Origin of the sequence: Gordonia sp. KTR9, from assembly GCF_000143885.2 — a bacterium.
GTDB lineage: Bacteria > Actinomycetota > Actinomycetes > Mycobacteriales > Mycobacteriaceae > Gordonia.
In genome coordinates this window covers 782341-801286 of the sequence record NC_018581.1, presented here as the reverse complement: position 1 = coordinate 801286, position 18946 = coordinate 782341, and the positions used below count along the sequence as shown (strand labels likewise).

General features: G+C 61.4%; 14 protein-coding genes and 2 pseudogenes. 2 read left to right on the top strand and 14 right to left on the bottom strand.

Annotated elements, in window-relative coordinates; translation table 11 throughout:
- Positions 1 to 44: 44 nt before the first annotated feature.
- The 3 genes from KTR9_RS04410 to KTR9_RS26825 form a co-directional block, all read right to left on the bottom strand.
- Entirely contained in the window at positions 45 to 1232 is a 1188-nt protein-coding gene (locus KTR9_RS04410; protein WP_014925394.1) for a cytochrome P450, read from the bottom strand.
- A 54-nt stretch (positions 1233 to 1286) separates the two neighbouring features.
- Entirely contained in the window at positions 1287 to 2783 is a 1497-nt protein-coding gene (locus KTR9_RS04405) for an aldehyde dehydrogenase family protein (RefSeq protein ID WP_014925393.1), read from the bottom strand.
- A 925-nt stretch (positions 2784 to 3708) separates the two neighbouring features.
- Positions 3709 to 5271, bottom strand: coding sequence for an AMP-binding protein (locus tag KTR9_RS26825; protein WP_014925392.1), 1563 nt, complete (start codon positions 5269 to 5271; stop codon positions 3709 to 3711).
- A gap of 555 nt (positions 5272 to 5826) precedes the next feature.
- Between KTR9_RS26825 and KTR9_RS27225 the strand changes: the two are divergent.
- Positions 5827 to 5977 (top strand): annotated as a pseudogene (locus KTR9_RS27225) (transposase); the annotation flags it as partial.
- A gap of 135 nt (positions 5978 to 6112) precedes the next feature.
- A pseudogene (locus KTR9_RS04395) lies at positions 6113 to 7220 on the top strand (transposase); the annotation flags it as partial.
- A 123-nt stretch (positions 7221 to 7343) separates the two neighbouring features.
- On the opposite strand, the gene KTR9_RS04390 reads toward KTR9_RS04395, so the two are convergent.
- The 11 genes from KTR9_RS04390 to KTR9_RS04340 all read right to left on the bottom strand — a co-directional run bounded on the left by KTR9_RS04390 (position 7344) and on the right by KTR9_RS04340 (position 18902).
- Positions 7344 to 8342, bottom strand: coding sequence for a cyclase family protein (locus KTR9_RS04390; protein WP_044507598.1), 999 nt, complete (start codon positions 8340 to 8342; stop codon positions 7344 to 7346).
- On the bottom strand, positions 8339 to 9352 hold the full coding sequence (locus KTR9_RS04385) for a protocatechuate 4,5-dioxygenase subunit beta (RefSeq protein WP_014925388.1): 1014 nt from the start codon (positions 9350 to 9352) through the stop codon (positions 8339 to 8341). The genes KTR9_RS04390 and KTR9_RS04385 overlap by 4 nt, the downstream gene beginning before the upstream one ends.
- A gap of 37 nt (positions 9353 to 9389) precedes the next feature.
- Entirely contained in the window at positions 9390 to 10667 is a 1278-nt protein-coding gene (locus tag KTR9_RS04380) for a Rieske 2Fe-2S domain-containing protein (RefSeq protein ID WP_014925387.1), read from the bottom strand.
- Positions 10668 to 10744: 77 nt separating this feature from the next.
- Positions 10745 to 11710, bottom strand: a complete 966-nt coding sequence (locus KTR9_RS04375; protein ID WP_014925386.1) for a PDR/VanB family oxidoreductase — start codon at positions 11708 to 11710, stop codon at positions 10745 to 10747.
- A 163-nt stretch (positions 11711 to 11873) separates the two neighbouring features.
- Positions 11874 to 13016: a hypothetical protein gene (locus KTR9_RS04370; RefSeq protein ID WP_014925385.1), complete on the bottom strand. Its 1143-nt coding sequence runs from the start codon at positions 13014 to 13016 to the stop codon at positions 11874 to 11876.
- Between the two features lie 20 nt (positions 13017 to 13036).
- Positions 13037 to 13390 (bottom strand): hypothetical protein, encoded by a 354-nt coding sequence (locus tag KTR9_RS04365; protein WP_044505844.1) that lies wholly within the window; start codon positions 13388 to 13390, stop codon positions 13037 to 13039.
- Positions 13387 to 14391: a phosphotransferase family protein gene (locus KTR9_RS04360; protein ID WP_014925384.1), complete on the bottom strand. Its 1005-nt coding sequence runs from the start codon at positions 14389 to 14391 to the stop codon at positions 13387 to 13389. Before KTR9_RS04360 ends, KTR9_RS04365 begins: the two co-directional genes overlap by 4 nt.
- Positions 14388 to 15365 (bottom strand): acetyl-CoA hydrolase/transferase family protein, encoded by a 978-nt coding sequence (locus KTR9_RS04355; protein WP_238554033.1) that lies wholly within the window; start codon positions 15363 to 15365, stop codon positions 14388 to 14390. The genes KTR9_RS04360 and KTR9_RS04355 overlap by 4 nt, the downstream gene beginning before the upstream one ends.
- 232 nt (positions 15366 to 15597) lie before the next feature.
- Positions 15598 to 16338, bottom strand: a complete 741-nt coding sequence (locus KTR9_RS04350) for a cyclase family protein (RefSeq protein ID WP_014925382.1) — start codon at positions 16336 to 16338, stop codon at positions 15598 to 15600.
- A 3-nt stretch (positions 16339 to 16341) separates the two neighbouring features.
- Entirely contained in the window at positions 16342 to 17904 is a 1563-nt protein-coding gene (locus KTR9_RS04345; RefSeq protein ID WP_044505839.1) for a class I adenylate-forming enzyme family protein, read from the bottom strand.
- 11 nt (positions 17905 to 17915) lie between these two features.
- Positions 17916 to 18902 (bottom strand): amidohydrolase family protein, encoded by a 987-nt coding sequence (locus KTR9_RS04340; RefSeq protein WP_014925380.1) that lies wholly within the window; start codon positions 18900 to 18902, stop codon positions 17916 to 17918.
- Positions 18903 to 18946: the final 44 nt, after the last annotated feature.

The window sequence follows — 18946 nt, the reverse complement described above, 5'->3', positions numbered from 1 at the left end:
TTGACCGATAGAAACCGCGGAGGCAGACGCAGGCATGATCTGCATCACAAGTTGACGGCGAGGCTGAGTAGCTTGCAGCTACCTGCTCGGTGGATCTGAAGCTCGGCGTCAGGATCGAGCGTGTAACCCGGGTACCGGTCCAGCATCTCCTCGAGCACTACACGCATCTCGAGCTGAGCCAGGGGAAGCCCTGCGCATCTGTGGACGCCGTCGCCGAAACCCAGATGCCGGTTGGGAGACCGGTCCACATCGAACGAATCCGGGTTCTCAAACACGGCATCGTCGCGATTGGCGGCAGCAAAGCTCAACCAGACGTTCTCTCCGGCGAGCAACTGTTGTCCGCTCAGACAGACATCACTTGTCAGTGCGCGACTCATTCCCTGAACGGGAGCCTCCAGACGGATTGCTTCTTGAATCGCCTTGGCTATGAGGCCACGGTCTTCCAGGAGCCTATCCTTCAACACAGAATCCTGGCCCACGTGCATCAGCAGAGCGCCAATCCCCCCGACGGTGGTCTCGTGCCCGGCGACAATCGTCGCCCACGTCATACCAATTGCCTCTTCGTTGGTTACGGGGCGTCCGTCGATCTCGCAACTCACGATCCTCGTCAACGTGTCGTCTTTTGGATTGAGTCGACGATCGTCGAGCGCCGCGACGATGTGTTGAAAGAATTCCATCGCAGCTTGCTGCCCAGCCGCGGGATCCTCTCTATTGGTAGCGTCCATGATCACGTCGAACCATTCCCGGAACTTCGACCAATCCTCCCGCGGAAAACCCATGAGATGCGCGATGACAATGGCAGGAAGGGGTGCCACCAGCTTCTCGATCAGGTCGACCGGTCTCGTCGTGTCAAAGTTGTCCATGAACTCTCTCGTGAGGTCTCGGATAAAGCCTTCGACCTGCTGCATGCGGGCCCGAGAGAACTCCGGCTGCAGCACCTGGCGGAAGAACGCATGAAGTGGCGGGTCTGTCTCGAGGGGCGGCAGAGGTACGCCGGCATCAAGGCGTGGCAAGCTCACGCCCTGCTCGCTGGAGAACAGCTTCGGATCACGAGCAGCAGCAGCGACGTCGTCGTATCGAGACAGCACCCAGAAGCCGCCGTAATGCGGCGAGTGCGCGACCGGGCACTTCTCCCGCAGTTCTCGGAAGCGCGCTGAAGAATCCTTGGCGTACGCCTGATCGTGTTGATCGAAGTCAACCTCGCGTCGGTCGAGGTTCGCATTGGTGGTCATAGCACCCTTTCGTTTCTGATGGGCTAATTCGAGATTGTTCGGCCTGGCCGAAGCTCAGAGCGTCACGTAGACGGACTTGTCCTCAGTAAAGCTCTTGTACCAATCCAAGCCGTTCTCGCGGCCGAGGCCGGACTCCTTGTAGCCGCCGAACGGAAGCGCGGTGTCCCCGGTGAAGTAGTTGTTGACCCAGATAGAGCCGGCTTTGATACCTCGAGCGACTCGATGGGCGCGGCCGAGGTCATTGGTCCAGACAGATGCGGCGAGTCCGTATAGCGTGTCGTTACCTTGTAGTACGGCGTCGTCTTCGTCAGTGAACGGGATGACCGACACCACCGGACCGAAGATTTCTTCGCGAGCTATCCGCATGTCGTTGCGAACGTCGACGAAGACAGTGGGTTCCACGAAGTAGCCAGTTCCCTCGACCGCGGCCCCTCCTAGCGCAACCCGAGCACCATCCGCCGCGCCGACTCCGAAGTAACCGGTGACGCGGTCCAATTGCTCCTGCGATACGAGTGGCCCGAGATCTGTCGCCGAATCGAGGGGGTCTCCGATGCGAAGCGACCCTGCGAATTCTGTGAGCTTTTCTGTGACCTCGTCCATGATTTCCCGCTGCACAAACAATCTGGTGCCAGCGACGCAGATCTGCCCCGAGCTCATGGTGAAACCTGCGACAGCGGTCGGAACTGCCACCGAGAGGTCTGCGTCCTTGAAGATGATGTTCGGAGACTTTCCACCGAGCTCGAGGGTCACTCGCTTCAGATTGACAGCTGATGCGGCGAGAATCCTCTTGCCGACGTCGACTGAACCTGTGAAGGAGACCTTGTCAATGTCAGGGTGTTCGGCAATAGAACTGCCGGCACCCAGACCGAAGCCAGTGACTATGTTGACGACCCCTGCCGGGAAGCCCGCTTCCTCGACGAGTTCGCCGAGCCGAATCGCGGTTAAAGGTGTCTGCTCCGCCGGTTTCAGAACGAACGTGTTACCGGCCGCCAAAGCCGGTGCCAGCTTCCCTATCGCAAACAGGAACGGAACGTTCCAGGGCACGATTCCGGCACAGACGCCGATCGGTTCGCGAAGCGTGTACGTCAGATAGTTCGGATCGTTGGAGGGGGTCTCGCCGTGAATAAGGCGGGCCGAGCCGGCGAAGTAGTCGATGGTACCGACGGTGCTACCGACGAAGCTGCGCGCGATGGAGATGGGCGACCCGTTGTTGATTGTCTCCAACTCAGCGATCTCGTCTGCGTTCTCTGCGATGAGCGCGCCCAAGCGCCGGAGCAGTTCTGTTCGCTCGACCACGCGCATGCGGCCCCACGGCCCCTCGAAGGCGGAACGAGCTGCCTGCACAGCAGCGTCGACGTCAGCCTTGTCAGCCTCCGCGACATGGGCTATGACCTGCTCGGTCGTCGGGTTGATCACCGGAAACGTCTTGCCCGATGCCGCCTCGACCCAGCGGCCGCCGATATACAGCTTCCTGACTGAATCTGCGAGAAACTTCGTGACGCCGGGCTGGCTGGGCTGCAGGGCCGCGGGCGGAACGATGAGCTCGGTCATGATGCAATACCTTTTCTAGGAGGGGCGCCGGCCAGTGACGCACTTCATACTCTTGGCTAGTGCCACCATGCTGGCAATTCGGTGTTCCACACAGCGGATCGCGCGCACGGCTGCTCAGCTGACCGCGCGGTCCGTCCGCATGGCGACCGAGTCGGCTGCGCCAACGGCGGGGAGCGTTGGAAGGCGCCGCACCGGTACAACAGCGAGACCATCCGCACCGACAGCAGCCCGCATCTGGCCGTCGAGCAATCTGTAAAGCCTCGATCCGGAATTCGGCCACACCCGGCTCGGATCGACCCGCAAGCCCACCGAATTGAAGAAGGTGCAGGTTGGTCGGTACCGGTCGTGCTGCTCCGGCCGAGACTGCTATCCCAACCGATCTCTAGCCACGACGACGGGTTTGTCGCCCTAGTTGACATCGTAAGGTGAGGTCCTCGGCAACCAGATGCACGACGTCGAACGGGACCAGCATCACTGACGCCTAATGCACTTAGTCCAGGGCTTCGGCAGTAGCAGTGCGTTTCCGGTCAAGCCGGTGATCGTGACCGCCAGGAACCGGACTCAACCGCCAGAAGGATGTGTGCCCGGCCAGACCGCCGAATGCTGGTCATCTCGCGCACCGCCAATCAGGACAAGGCAGACTGAGTCGAACACAGAAACGGTGCCGGGCGGCGGAGCTGACTCTCCATGCGAGGAACTGTGTCGACTCGATCGAGGTGGCAAAGCTGCCTATTCTGAGTCACTTAAATTCCCGTGGGCCTTGTCCAAATTCCTCCAGTGTGGTATGCGCGCCGCCCCCGCAGTCACCGCACCGGAACCCATACACCCACCTTTAGGCGATCTGCGCCGCCGCTCGCTCCTACCGACGCAGAGAGACCGTCATCCAACATCACGCGATTCCGTCCCGGCCGAAAATGCACGGAACTCAGGCTTGGGTCGATTGCCAGGTGCTCGGGGTAATACCGGCGTCCCGGAGCTCATTCTTTCGAATCTTCTGAGTACTCGTTCTGGGGAGTTCCGCATGTATCGCGATAAACTGGGGGACTGCGTACGCAGGCAGTCGCTTCTCGAGGAATCCGTGCAGTTCATCTGGAGATACAACTGCTCCTGCTGCTAACTCCACCGACAGCATTACTTCTTCCTCGCCGTCTTCCGATCTGACGCCGTAGGCTGCCGCCACCGACACCTCTGGATGTTCCATGGCGGACCACTCAACCTCCATAGACGAGATGTTCTCGCCGCGGCGGCGCACCATGTCCTTAGCTCTGTCTACGAAATAGAACAGCCCGTCTGAATCCCGCCGAAAGATATCGCCGGTACGGAACCATCCGCCCTCCCACGCTCTCGCAGATTCCTCTGGCCTGCGCCAGTACCCGAGGTTGTTGGCCCACGGCGCACCCCGAACATGCAGCTCACCCGGTTCGTCGATACCAGCTTCCATGCCTTGGTCTGACACCAAGCGAACTTCGTAATTACTGTCGGCAACACCGCAGCTACCAGCAGTTGTGGAGGTTACCTCAAAGTGATCACCAGATACGATCGCATTACCATATTCAGTAGCGCCGTATGAGGTCACAGCGATTATGTCGAATCGTTCTTTGAATTGATCCACCCATGCGGGAACCGGCGCCATTACTACAAACTTGAGACTAGTGTCTCGATCAAATGATTTTGGCGGACTATTAAAGATAAAAGATGCCGTAGCGCCAAGAAGGATAGTGCCGGTGCATTCCTCTCGCTGGATGTCATCGATCCAGGTAGTCGTCGAGAAGCGCCCTTTCGAGACCATTAAACTCTGCTGATAAACGGCCTCATAAAAGTATGATCGGCCCGCGGTATGGTAGACGGGTAAAGGATTGTAAAAGACTTCGTCTCGATTTCGAAATCTACTTGGGATGGCGTTCGATAAACAACGAGTCTCCCATTGCCCCCACGGAACCACTACACCCTTACTCGGCCCAGTGGTTCCCGAGGTCAAAATGACACATGAAACATCATAGCGATCGGCAACAACCGGGGCCAGGTCGACTGGGGTCAGTTTCCGAAATTCATTGCGCCCATCGCCAGACCAGATTTCTACCTGCTCTAAATCGTGAACCACCACCAGAGACTTCAGAACGCCAGCAGTAAGCAGTGGCCGCCACTTTCGGGCAAACTGCTTGCCGACAATCGCGATTCTGGCCCCAGACTCCACGACGAGTCGCTCTATCCATGAGGTGGGAAATTCGTGATTCAGCGGAAACTCAATCGCGCCGATCCAGGCACTGCCCAGCCAGCCAATGTGTCCGGCGGATGTGTTGGGTAGCATAGAAGCAACCGGAGCACCTCGGGTCACTCCGACTGAGTTCAGCAAAGCGCCCCAGGTCGCGGCTGCGACCGCCAGGTCTGAGTTGGTCAATCCCCGGCCACCGACATCGCGTAGAACTTCCCGCTGTGGATCCTGCACCGCCCAGCTCTGGACTAACCCAGGTAGTGAAGCTGGCGCCATCTAGAGCCGCTCCTTTACAATTCTACTCAGCTCAATCTGCGCCATCGTGTACCGACGCCGACCGATGGTTGCAACCGCCACGTCACGAACTGTGATGTCACGCAGGGCGGAAGTCTGGATTGGCCCAAGTCCACGTTGCGAAAATCAGCTCCACTCCACTTGGATCGCGTTCAGGCACAGATCCGGTCACCCGATCGCTGTCCAGCACACTCCTCGTTGCTCACGACGGGCCCACCGGGACAGGGTTCTTCACGATCTGACCTCCCGCGATCAAACTACCCACGCACTCGTTCTGACAGCCTACTCTGCTGGTGATACGCCCCGCAGCACCGCCTCGTCCAGACCGCCTTTCCCGACTGTAAGCCGAATTCGGATCGATCTCATACCGGATGGTCGACTGCAGTCGGATGGCTTCTGGGGGCGGAATATTGGTTGGCACAATGCAGGTCGCCACCGCCCGGTCCGAGATCACACTCGAGATCGCATGGGACCTGACCCCGGACCTTGAACACGTTGAATCCCGCAGTTCGCGGGGAGAAGCGAGATGATCAAGATATGGCTCGGAGACACTATTCAGAGCAGTTTCGGCAGGACGCGGTGGACTTGTACGAGTTTGACCCCGGGGGCCACGGTGCGCGGTATCGCCGCCGATCTTGGGGTTGAGCGCGGCACGTTGCGTCACTGGCTTGACTGCTACGGCGGTGGATTCAACTGGTCGTCGCAACACACCTGATTCTTGGAGGTGTGCGGCGTAAGTACAGCAGACTGGAGCCGGAAGACCAGCAATGTGCCGGTAAGTGTTCGTCGACAGTGGCGTGCCGATCGGGCGCTTCGGCCGGCGATGCGTTCGCCGGGGCGGCCGGAGCCGTCGCGGCGGGTGCAACGTGAGTTTTGGCGCGCGGCCGCGACAGGGGACAGGGGTGAGCACGGCGGAAGCGTCTATCGCTGTCGGTGTGTCGGTGCCGGTGGGTACGCGCTGGTTCCGCCACGCTGGCGGCATGAGGCCGCTGAGTCTGGATACGCCTTCGGGCCGCTATCTGTCGTTCGCCGAGCGAGAGGAGATCGCGCTGCTACACGCCCGAGACTGTGGGGTGCGTGAGATCGCCCGGCAGATCGGTCGCAGTCCGGCAACGATTTCGCGTGAGTTGCGCCGCAATGCTGCGACCAGGAGCGGGAAGCTCGAGTATCGGGCGTTGGTGCGCAGTGGAAAGCCCAGCAAGCTGCCAAGCGTCCAAAGACGGCGAAGCTCGTGGCCCACGTCGAGTTGCGGGAGTACGTACAGGACCGTCTGGCCGGCGTTGTCCGCCGTCCCGATGGCACGATCGCTGCGGGCCCCACGCCGGCGCCGTGGAAGGGGCTCAACAAACCGCACCGGGCCCACCCGCGGTGGTCGCTGGCGTGGAATCCGGAGCAAATCTCGCGGCGTTTGAAGGTCGATTTCGGCGATGATGAATCCATGCGTATCAGTCACGAGGCGATTTATCAGTCCCTGTTCATCGAGGGTCGCGGCGCGCTCAAGCGTGAGCTGGTGGCGTGCCTGCGCACCGGGCGGGCACTGAGGGAGCCGCGGGCTCCTTCACGCAACAAGCCGCAGGGTCATATCACCTCTGATTTCGTCCTGTCGCAGCGGCCCGCTGCGGCCAGTGACCGTGCCGTCCCCCGGTCACTGGAAGGTGACCTGATCATCGGTGTGGGCCGGTCCGGAATGGAAACCTTGTCGAACGGCGCAGCCGTACAACACTTCTGATTGCATCTGCCGGCAGAAAGGCTGGGGTGAGCAGCCGCCTGTGAAAAATGGGCCAGCGCTCGGTGGCTACGGTGCGGTCGCGATGAATGCAAGACTGACAGCGTCGATGGCCTCGCTTCCGCAGCAGCTGCGCAAGACGTTGACGTGGGACCGCGGTAAGAAACTGTCTACTCACGCCCAGTTCGCGATGGATACCGGAACGCACGGACACAGACAGAGCTACACACGTGCTAAGTCACACTCTCCGGCCATCTTTTGTCTACCTAGCGCCCGAATACAGACCGCAAGAATCAGGCGGCGATTCAATCTCTATTGATACGTCGATTCATAGCAATGCGATCGGGTTCGTCGGTGATCCGACGGCATTCTCAAAGGGAAGCGGGGCAGCGGACAGCATGAATGTGCTCTGCTCTAGTCGGGCGCAATCAGCCGCCAGATCTTCAAGGAACCAATACTCACCCAGGTGTAGTCCCATATCACGCAGCGCGAGCATATGAACTGGACCCTTCAGCGCCTTACCTGTACCGAGTGCCTCCGCTGCAGTGTTGTCGGTTGCAATGGCGGCGACGTCACGCTCGGCAACCCACTCGACGGCACTGATACCCACCCCCGGCTGCGGGCGCCGTTTTATCGCCGCCCACGATCCGGTCAGTGCCCACTCCGACAGCAAACCGGTACGTATGATGACGATGTCACCAGGAGTCACCGCCACCCCTGCAGCATCAGCAGCGGCTTCAAGATCGTCACCATCTATCACATGGTCGCCGGGCAAGGTTTCGACCCCGTGCAACCGAGCGATGTCCAGCAGCACCCCACGAGACAGAAATCCATCCGCAACTTTGTCAATCGAGAGATAGCGGGCACCCGCAGAGGTGACCGAGGACGCTGGCTTACCGTTGTATAGCTGGTCGTCGTAATAACAGTGCGACAGTGCATCCCATTGAGTCGCAGCCTGCAAGTGCATATAGATCACGTCGTCGGTGAAATGTGCGCCACCGCCCAGCCCGTTCACTTCCTGCGGGTCACTGCCGGTCGCGAGCATTGTGTGAACCGGATTGCTGCGGTTCTGGGGTGGACGCCACGCTCCATTCGTGCTCGGCGGCGCCGGGGCATCTGGAACCTGAGGTCCCCCGGCACCAAGCGGGACCGCCAGCGAATGCACGATCCCGTGCACGACCGACTGTGCGGCTTCCACTCGCTTGGCCGGTGTTATCGTGTTCAGCAGGCCGCGCTCGTCGTCCTCACCCCACCGCCCCCAGTTGGACACTCGACGTGCAACTTCAGCGAGTTCTGCGCGCTCAGCAGCGACATCAAGGGCACTCAAGACCAAACTCCGAACGCAAGTCCGACGCCTGTGCCTGCCGCGCTACGGTAGGCGGGGATGTATTCAGTCCAGCGGGTCTTCAGATGCTCCGCAGCGCCTCCGACTGTCAACCAGTTGCGAATTTCAGAGCTGCCAGAATTGATCCGGTCCTCCGGAATCGAGCGCAGAGCATCGACGTCATGCTCGGCAAGCGCAGTCATCACCTTACGGTCGATCTCTTCATCAACGACGAAGTGCGATAGCCCACCAGAGCCGATCACCGCAACGCGGCGTTCTCCGGGTAGGTCACTCACGGCCTTGGCAAGGGCAGTTCCGAGGTCATAGCAGCGCGCCGACGTCGGCTGGTTCGGAGGGAAGTAGGTGTTGACCATGATCGGCACCGACGGGATCGATGTCTTCTCCCATTTGGTTCCGGTCAGCATCGGACCCAAGGCCCACCCGAAGGCGTGGCCGAACTCACGATCACCGGGCAATTCGTTCATACTTGCCACATCGAATCCTTGGGCCACCAAGCTTTTCACCAAGTGAAGGCCAGCGCCTGGGTCACCTGGATGGGATCTTCCATCGCAACCCAACCAAGAAAGAAATCCACGCACCTTCTCAACGCGGTCGGCGGGCACATCGTGCGGCACCTGCCCCTCGCTCATCTTCACGGTGTCGCCCATGAAAACCGCAATCGCCGGCTGAAGTGATTCATAGAACAATTCGCGCTGGTCGTCACCGATGATCAACAGCAGATCCGGTTCAAGCTCCGTCAGATCATCACGAATTCGCTGGATCGCCACCTGTGCACGATCCCACTTCTGCTGCCAGGTGTCGGCATCCAGCTCGTTGCGAAAGCGGTCGCCTGCGCGCTGTTCCAACTCTGAGTATGTGGCCGGCTTGCCCTCTCGATCAAGCAGTCCGGTGTCTGTGCGGTCCTGCTCAGCACGCGTAGACCACAGTTCATGATGGCCCGGGGCCAACATCACCGAATGTGATGTGCCGACGGACGCGACGATCGATGACATCGACGTACTCCTTAGTGTTGCGGTTGCGATTGTAGGTTCAGGTGGCGACGTGGTCTGGAACCATTTCCTGCCAAGCGGTTTCAGCCGGAAGGTCGCCCGAGGCTGCACGAATCTTCTCGGTAGCGGACTTGCTGGTCTGCCAGTTGGAGTGATCGCCGCCTGCAGCCACGTGACGTGCTTCTTTCAGAAGCAGTCGACGCGTCTTGGAGATGATGATGTCCGCGGCTACGAGGTGCTCTTTCGAGCGGTCCATAATCGGACCCATACCGACGGCGAGTGCGGCGTCCTCTGCAGTGATGCCCGGCAGGCCGGTGTACGAATCGCCACGCCGCATCGCCTCGCGATCCTGCGGCCACACATTCCGCGAAGGCAACTCACCAACTGGGGGTTCAACCGGAGCCATGCCCGTCATCTGCAGAATTTCCTCGGTCACTCCCCACATGTCCAGTCGGTGTTCATATCCTGGGCCACTGTCCAGTCTCTCGTCCGGGTCCCACCACACGTTGTAGAACTTGGTGTGAGTATCGTCGATCGGGACCGGGATGAATGCCATTCCCCCGGTCGGAACGAAAGCCACAAACGGTGCCGCATACGCGGTGATCCGCACCTGATCGATCTCGGATGTGCTGCCCGCGCCCGCACGAATCGCCGCGTAGTGGAGTCCGAAGTCTGTGCGCTCCATCTCGAATCGCGGCAACAGGCCCCGCTTCATAGCCGCTCCGTCTGCCTGCATCTTCGGCGGAAACTTCTTGAGGATATCGGCGTGCAGAATGCCCGCGTGCGAAGAGTCGAGCAGACCCTCGAGAGCCTGAACCCAATTGCAATCCCAGTCGACGTCGACAACCAGAGTGTTTTCAGGCTTCTCCATCTCCCAGGCGTAGCGAGGACGAGGAGGCACCGGGTCCTGGGTTCCCAGATAGACCCACACCAGCCCGTGCGACTCCTCGACCGGGAAAGCATTGGCCTTGAGCCCATTTCGAATCGCCGACGAATCCGCGTTCGGGGTCTCGAGGACCGTACCATCCGTGCCGATCTTCCAGCCATGATAAAGGCAACGTATTGCGCACCCCTCCTGATGACCCAGCACCAACGGGGCACCACGGTGAGGGCATAACTCGTCGAGAAACCCGATCACCCCGTCCTCGCCACGGAACGCGACATAGTTCTCACCGAACAATCGCACTCGGATCGGGTCACTGTCGGTAGCCGGCAACCGACTCGAGGGAAAGGCTGGCAACCAGTAGTTCCGAACCACCGCCCCCATCGCGGTGCCAGGTCCCACCCGGCAGAGCAGTTCGTTGTCCTCGTGATTCATCTATGCCTCCTGGACAATTCAGTAGAGCGGGCTGACGCGCGTCCGAGTTTGTCGGACGTACAAGTTGTGTGCGTTGGTCAGAGATCGAGCTCAAGCCGGTCACCACAGGCCCGCGACACGCAAATCATCATGGCGTCGTTGGCCTCCTTCTCGGCCTCGTCGAGCACCGAGTCACGATGATCGGGTGTCCCAGCCAGAACCCTTGTCTCACACGTTCCGCAGATGCCGTCCTCGCAAGAGGTCGAGACCTCGATGCCGGCGGCGGTGACGACCTCCAAGATCGAGCGGTCCGGCGGAACCGTCAGCGCCAGTTCCGATTTGGCGAGCCACACCGTGAACCCCTCTGTGCGGACTGGTTCGTCGATCTCTTTTGCGGCGAAGCGCTCGACGTGGACGGTTCCGGGTGCGAGCTTCTCTCCGACCGACTCCACCGCGTTGAGCAGCGGCTCGGGCCCGCAGGTGTACACCAGCGAACCCGGCACGAGGCCGCTGAGCAGGCCTTCTACGTCCAGAAGCCCGCATTCATCCTGCGGGTAAAGTGCCACGCGGTCCCCGTACGTAGCGTGCAAGCACTCACCGAAAGCGATACTCTCGCGACGGCGCCCCCCATACGCCAGTTTCCAATCAGCGCCTGCACTTGTTGCCGCCTGCATCATCGGCATCAATGGCGTGATGCCGATGCCGCCGGCGATGAACAGGTACGACGGCGCGGGAAGTAATCGAAAGTGGTTGCGGGGCTCGCTGATCTCAACTCTGTCACCGACGGCGAGTTGATGCACCGCAGCCGAACCTCCACGCCCGTCCGGCTCGTTGAGAACACCGAGCCGATAGTGATGCCGATCTGCGGGATCACCACAAAGTGAGTACTGGCGAATCAGTCCATCGCCGACAATCAAGTCGATATGGGCACCCGGTTCCCAGGTGGGCAGCTTCGCCCCGGCCTGCTCGGTCAACGACACCGTCACCACTTCTTGGGTGGGGTGATCGATACCGTCGACGACAGCGACCAGCCGTGTATCAACGAGATTCGCTGAATCAGACAAGGTTTCGGATTCCCTTCTCGACGCCTCGAACACGATGGCCGGACGGCCCCGCTGTGGTCTAGCCCACTATTCGTGCGAGCCTACGATGGTCGTCCGGATTGCGATAGTTGACGTTCAACAGGGTGGAACCGATCCTGAACCGATGTCCGGCGAGACCGGCCGGTCACAGGAACGCCCACCCGGGTCGAGAGGCTGCGCAGACTTCATAGGCGATCGGATCAATGGTCTGATAGATTCCTAAGCTGCTCGCGCCGTCATCGCGAGTCACTCGGCACAGATGCTCGTCAAGGCCTCGCAAACCGATGCGCTGCTCCGGTCGATTGAGATCGTGACGGTCGCCTTCGGTCATCGCAGGGCCGTCGTAGCCGCCCTGGTGAATGTCGCCATCGGGCGTCCCGCCATACATTCCGCATCGAAGAAAAATTGTTTGCTGATCGATCTTCTCGTAGTGGAGTTGTGAGGTTTTGCCGTTTGCGAAGGTGTAATCGACCACCGCCTCGCGGAAGATCTGGGTGTCCGCTTCAAAGCGGAGTTTCCGGTTGGGCTTGAACACCTTGGTCGACCCCGATTCGGCAGAGCCGAAGGGGTAGAACAACCGGTCTCCCCACAAGGTCCAATCGTCGAATGCAACAAAGGCATTGCCGTTGGTACCCACATGTAGCCGCCCGCCGAGTGACAGCGCCGGGCCGCCCACCCCGCGCCCCGTCCCCCAGTGCCGATCTCGCGTACCAACCGCATCGGGCTTCAGGTCAACGCGTTCACCGTCGACCTCCACCCAGCCACTGATCGCACCGAATGACTCGAAGCCGCTCGTGACGTCATTGCGTCGCCCCGCCGGGTTGCCCGATGCTGAGTTCGAGAGAGGTTCTCGGAACACCTGCCTGGTGGTATCGCAAAAAGTGAGGTCATAACTCACTCCCCACTCATTGGATTCGAGCACATAGCGCCATTCCCGCAGGCCCTGCACGATACTGGGCGCGATGGGCCCGACACGTAGATCGGCGCGGTCGACACCGAGAGGACGGAAGCTCCTGACTGCGATCTGTCGGCCGCGGAGGTTCACAATTGCATACGCTTCGGCCCGGTCGAGGTTGGGATAGAAGCTGCCGCCGGTTGCGACCATGAGCTCACCAGACGGGTCATGACTGACCATCCAATATCGTTCGTAAGCACGCGGGTCCCCAGTCCACATGACCCGTACCGGATCGGGTGTCTGATGGATCATGAAGTCGTCGAGGGCGCTGAGCGGGAACTGCTCGGCCAGATGCGCGTCGTCGATGTACAGCGGATTGGGCTCGGGATTCATGATCGGCCTTTCGGTATCGGTCAGGACGGGTCGGCGGCGATCCGCGCGCGGAGATATTGCAAAACCTCCACGCGATCGAGACCCACTGCGTTATTACGAATGCCCTCGCACAGTTGCTCGCGCAGTTGATCATTCACTGCGATGGCGTCGTCGAGGTCGGCAACGGCGGTGGCTGGCGGAACCTTTAGCAACGAGGTCAGGCGTTGGTTGTCCTCGACCAAGAACGGGAGGGCTTGATGCCACGAAGCCGATACCCAGCCGATCAACCGTCGGGCGTCTCGGGCCAATTCCCCGGCTCCGGGCTGCTCACAGGTCTCTGCCAGCCGCAGCAACCGCGTGGCCCCAGCGAGCTCTTCCTCGATCGTTGGTCTCATGCCTGCTCCTTCTCGAGGGCTTCGACGGCATCGAGCACTGCGTTGAGTACCCGACGTGTGGGGCGGAACGGAACGTCGCTTCTGCCCTCCAAGAACGAACGCAGCCCACTGACCTGCATGACTGCAGTCTTCAGTGCCGCGAATCCAACCCACCACGCCAATGCGTGACGATCGACCGGGGCTCCTGTCACGGACTCGTAGTGGCTCACCAGATCGTCGGCGGACCAAGCCCCTGGGATCAGGTGTTCACTGGTCCGTAGCGGCTGTGTGACCCAGCCGAGGTCTTCGAGCGGATCACCGAGATGCGCCAGTTCCCAATCCAGGAGCGCGGTCACCTGCTGTCCGTCGAGAAGAATGTTGCCGGGCTTGAAGTCAGCGTGGACCAAGACGGTACGGGCAGCCAGGGGTGCATGCTCGCGTAGGACAGTGAACGCCAGTTCCAGTGCCGGCGACGGTTCGAGCTGATCGTTGGTCAGGATCTTGTTCCATCGGTCCAGCTCGGTCTCGGCAGCGCGCTTACCCGGATCGGCCAGTACAGCGCCCACATCGGTAGCCGCCCAGTCCACGGCGTGCACATCGGCCAACAGCTCACAGAACGATTCGGCGAGCTCTCGACGGTCGGCCAGGCTGCGTCGGTCATCGGACAAGACGCGATAGTCGCAGTCACCTGGCAGTCTCCGCATGATGAGCGCCGGCCTACCGAACCAGCTCCCATCCGCATCCAGCCAGCGCGCCACCGGAGTCGGGAGTCCGCTGCGTTCCAATGCGCGGAGAATTTCGAACTCCGTTCGGCGGTCGGTTTCGACCAGGCCGCCAGGAGGATCGCATCGCAGGATCAGTTTCTCGTCGACGTCGCCCAGGAGGTCGAATAGCCAGTTGTCTCGCGACCGGCCCGCGCCGGCCCGGGCGAGCGTTCCGACCTCGGCCCGCGCTTCGCCCTCCCGGTGTTGGGCCGCCAAGAACTCGGTCAACCGGTCGCTAATTGATTTGGTGTCGTTCATTGTCGTCCCTTCTGCCGCAGTGCCGCGCGGAATTGCGGTGCTGCGATCGAGATCATGAGTTCGCGGCGTTCGGACAGGGTGCGGCCACGCAGGTCTGCCAAGCCGTACTCGGTGACAACCAGATCCACCGAGGACCTGGGCGTCGTCACCGCCTGCGGCTCGAGCGCGTCGACGATCCGCGAGATGCTCCCGCCTCCCGCAGTGGCCCCCAGCGCGACGACAGCCAGACCGCCAGGACTGCGGCCGGCGGCCCGCATGAACTCCGGATGTCCGGCGATCGCCCCGCGATATACGGACCCGATTTGTTCGGCATTGATCTGGCCGGTCAGATCCACCTCCAGCGCAGAGTTCACGGCCACCAGCCTTTCGATTTCGCCGCGTGCCATCGGCCCGACGACCTCCGACACGGGGCGCAGCCGAACCGATTCTCCGGCTACCATGGCGTACAGTGCCTCGGAGCCGGCGGCTTCGCTGATTACCACTGAATCCTCGTCATCTGCAAGGCATCCGGCACGGCGTAGATCGTGCAACCAGTCCCCGGCCAGGGTGGACCTCACCTTGAGATCACGCAGACCGGCCAGCGCACGACCCAGCGCCGACGGCACCGACCCCAGACCGAGTTGAAGGGTCGCGCGCTCGGGGATTCGGTCGGCGATGAGTGCGGCGATCCGTTCGTGGATGGGGGTGACAACTGCACCCGCCACCATCGGTAACGGACGGCATGATCGTTCTGCCACCTCCAGATCCGCGGCGGACAAGGTCGGAGTGTCTGTCGACGGCAGTGCATCGTTGACCTCGACGAGGACCAATCGAGCACGATCGACCAGCTCGTAGCAGTAATCGACCGCGAATCCAAGGCTGTGCCTGCCATGTCGGTCGGCCGGCGCGACCTGCATCAAGAGCACTACGCGGTCCCCGCCACGGTTGATCAGCGCGCGCGGCAGGTCGTCGTAGGGGTACGGCAATATACCCACCCGGCCACGATTCGGTGGACGATTCAGGGGTCCGAGCGCCCCGAACGACAGTAACGGCGCTTCGCCCGGCTCAGATAGGACCTGAGAGTGACTGAGCCCCACGAAGATTTCGACACCTGAGGGTGCAGTGTCGATGACCTTGCGCAGTAGCGCCGTCGGTTCGCCCACGCCTCCGGCCACCACGACGAGGTCTCCGGGCCGGATGAGGTCCTGAGGCGAAGCCATTGTCATGTCACCGGTCCGGTGATGACTGCTCGGTGAGCGGTCCGGTGCCCACCATGGCGTAGGCGCGTACGGGGCTACCCGAACTGTTGGTGATCGGCAACGGGGCAGCATTGAAGAAGGGCACCCTGCTCGGCAACTGCTCCAGACCGCGTAGATTTTCGATCACGTAGACGTGCGGTTCGCGGCGAAGGAAATGATTGTGCGCTGGCGCCCCGGGAGTATGCGGCGCATCGATGCTGGGCGAATCGATTCCCACACAGCGGACACCCTTGTCACGCAAGAACAAAGCGCCGTCCTCGGTGAGGCCCATGGAATGGCGGTAGTAAACGTCGGGGTCTGTGTCGTACTGGGCCGACCAACCGGTGTACAGCAGTACAATTGCATCCAGTGCCTGGCCGTCTGGCAGCGCTGCCGCCAACTGTTCGGCATCGACGGTGACCCGCCTGCCGCAATACCGACTCAGATCAAGAACCGTGGCCGGCCCCACGCAGCAGCTCAGGTCGATACGAGCGGCGTCATCGAGATCGAGGCCGGCATGTAGTGGGGCATCGAGGTGTGTCCCCGTATGACCGGAGAGCACGATCTGCTCGTTGACGAAGGAGACCTTGCCGAGCTCTTCATGCTCCCCCATCCAACGGCTGGTCAGCTGGTGACTCAGCGTGCCCGACAGGACGATCGGCGCGCGCGGGTGCATGGGATGGTGCGGCATCCCCTCATCTAATTGGTAACTCAAGTCGATGATGCGCATGATTTACTCCTTGGCTACCAGGGAGGCGAGTTCGCCGCGGCGAACTTTGCCGGTGTCTGTTCGGGGCAATTGATCATCGGAAACCGCGATGAACTCGACGGGAACGGCATATGAGGGAAGCCGGGATCGGCAGTGGGCGGCCAGATCCGCTTCGTCAACGGGTCCGGGGCCAGACCATTCGAGGATCCCCACGGGCAGCTCGCCCCGCTCGGTATGCGGGCGCCCGATCACGAATGCCTGACGCACTGCCGGATGGTCGAGCAGCACGTTCTCCACCCCGATGGGCGAGACGTTGATGCCTCCGACCTTGAGCATCTCCTTGCTGCGGCCGGTGTAGTGGACTCGGCCCTGCTCATCGAGGTGACCGTGGTCACCGGTGTCGAACCAACCGGCCTCGTCCAGCGCCTCGGCGGTCCTGATCGGATCCCGATAGTAGCCACTGGTCACCCGGCCACCGACCAGTATGAGCCCAACCTGTCCGGTCTCACAATCGAGGCCGGTTTCCGGGTCGATGACCCGAATCCTCATCCCGGGCAGCGGGAGCCCCTGCGACGTCGCCCGAACATCAAGCGGTTCAGCGCAATCGGTGACTGCGCAGTTTCCATACGTCTCTGTGAGCCCGTAGACATTGCAGATCTGTGGCACCAACTCGGCGGTCATCCGGATCGTCTGCTCCGGACCGATCGTCAACCCGGTACGCATTGAATCGAGGACGATTCCGCGCCGCCGAGTCTCCTCGAGCAACGCAGCCGTCATGTGTCCCATGCCGTAGTACACGCTGCAGTTCTCGCGCTGGATCAACTCCACGGCAGTGCCGGCATCGAACTTCTCCTGCACGATCATGGCAACACCGTGGGTCAGAGCCGCCATGATCGCGTTCGCCGAACCGAAACTGAAGAACAGCGGTATCCCGAGCCACAGACGGTCATCACTCGTCAGATGCTGCCGCTCGCCGATCTCCCATCCGTTGTCGATAAGTCCGCGGTGATGCAGCACAACGCCTTTCGGATCGGCCGTGGTACCGGAGGTGTAAAGGACAACGGCCGGATCATCCGAGTGGGGTTCGGCCGGACACTGACCCGACGGTGTGGCCACGAGTGTGTGCCAACCGATTGTTCCGGCGGGTGCATCCCCGATCACAATGATCTGTTCGACCTCGGTGCACCTGGAAGCCACATCTTGGACCATCTCCAGCACCGGAGCGCCGAACAACTGGTCGACGGTGATCACCACTCGAGCGCCGGAATGCGCGAGAACAAACTCCAGGTCCGATGCCTTGTACCAGGTATTGAGTCCCATGAAGATTGCGCCCGTCGAGGCGACGGCGAGTTCAGTGACAATCCACTCCGCCGAGTTCGGGGCAAGCAGCGCCACCCGGTCGCCCGCCCTGACACCGAGACGGAGCAGTCCGGCGGCCATGTTTCTGACCTGTTCGTCCAGCTCCTCCCAGCTGAGCCGCGTCTGACCGCAGACGACGGCGTCAGCCGCTGGTTGCCGCTGCGCGATCTCGGTGACGAGTGCGCCCAGGGTGGCGGCCTCGGGTCGATTGATGGCTACCGAACTCATGACCTCATGCCTCACAGTCGGGAGTAGACGGCCCGGGCATTCTCGGCGAAGATTCCCTTCAGGTCCGTGTCGGTGAGCCCCGGCAGCGATTCGATCACCGGCTTGAGATCATCGAGCGGATTGCCGCTGCCCGGGCGTTCGGTGCCGAAGAGCACGCGATCGGCACCGACCACCTTGATGAGTAGTTCGAGCGCATCGGCGGTGTAGAGGCACGTGTCATACCAGAGCTTGCGCAGACCATCGGCGAGATCGGGTACGTTCGCGCCGTCTCGCTGTGCCTTCATGGTTGCCGCATTCCAGCGTCCGAACTGGTATGGAATCGAACCGCCACCGTGCGGGACCACGATCTTGAGATCCGGGAACTCATCGAAGACCTTGCCGCGGGTCAGCGACAAGATGGCCAGGCTTTCCTCGGAGATGAAGTGTTCGCTGTACGTCTCGCGGCCGTAGCAGGCGGCCGGGTGCAGCAGCGCGGGCAGATCGAGAGCAGACAACTTCTCATACAGGGGGAACCAGTACTCATCCTCCAGCAGCGGCGAAGTGCCGGCGCCCTCACTGGGATCTGGGTTGAGGATGACGCCGATGAATCCGGACTCCGCCAGACGGTCGATCTCGTCAAACGTCTCGCTGATCGGCCGACCGCTGACCTGCGGCAATGCACCCACCGGTTTGATCCGGTCGGGATGGGCATTGGCTTGCAATTCGATAGCGTCGTTGTTCAACGCGATCCAGCGGTGAACCAGCCGCGACGACGAGTGAGAGTGCTTGAGTACAAAAGGCCGGGGTGAAGTCAGCTGAATGTCGGTCCCGACCTCGTCCATCAGCTCGAGTTGGAATGCCGCTCCGTCGAGCAATTCGGCGGGATCCGCGGGTTGGGGTTTGGAGTCCGCACGACCTGAGGCCTCCATCGTGGTCCACCTCGCCATCAGGCTGTTACCGGCGACCGCCGGTCCTTCGCCGCGGCCGGCGACCGAATGTGCATGGCTGTCGATGATCATGAGTATTCTCCTGGAGCGGTGGCTGGGTTGAGTTGGATCGTCGT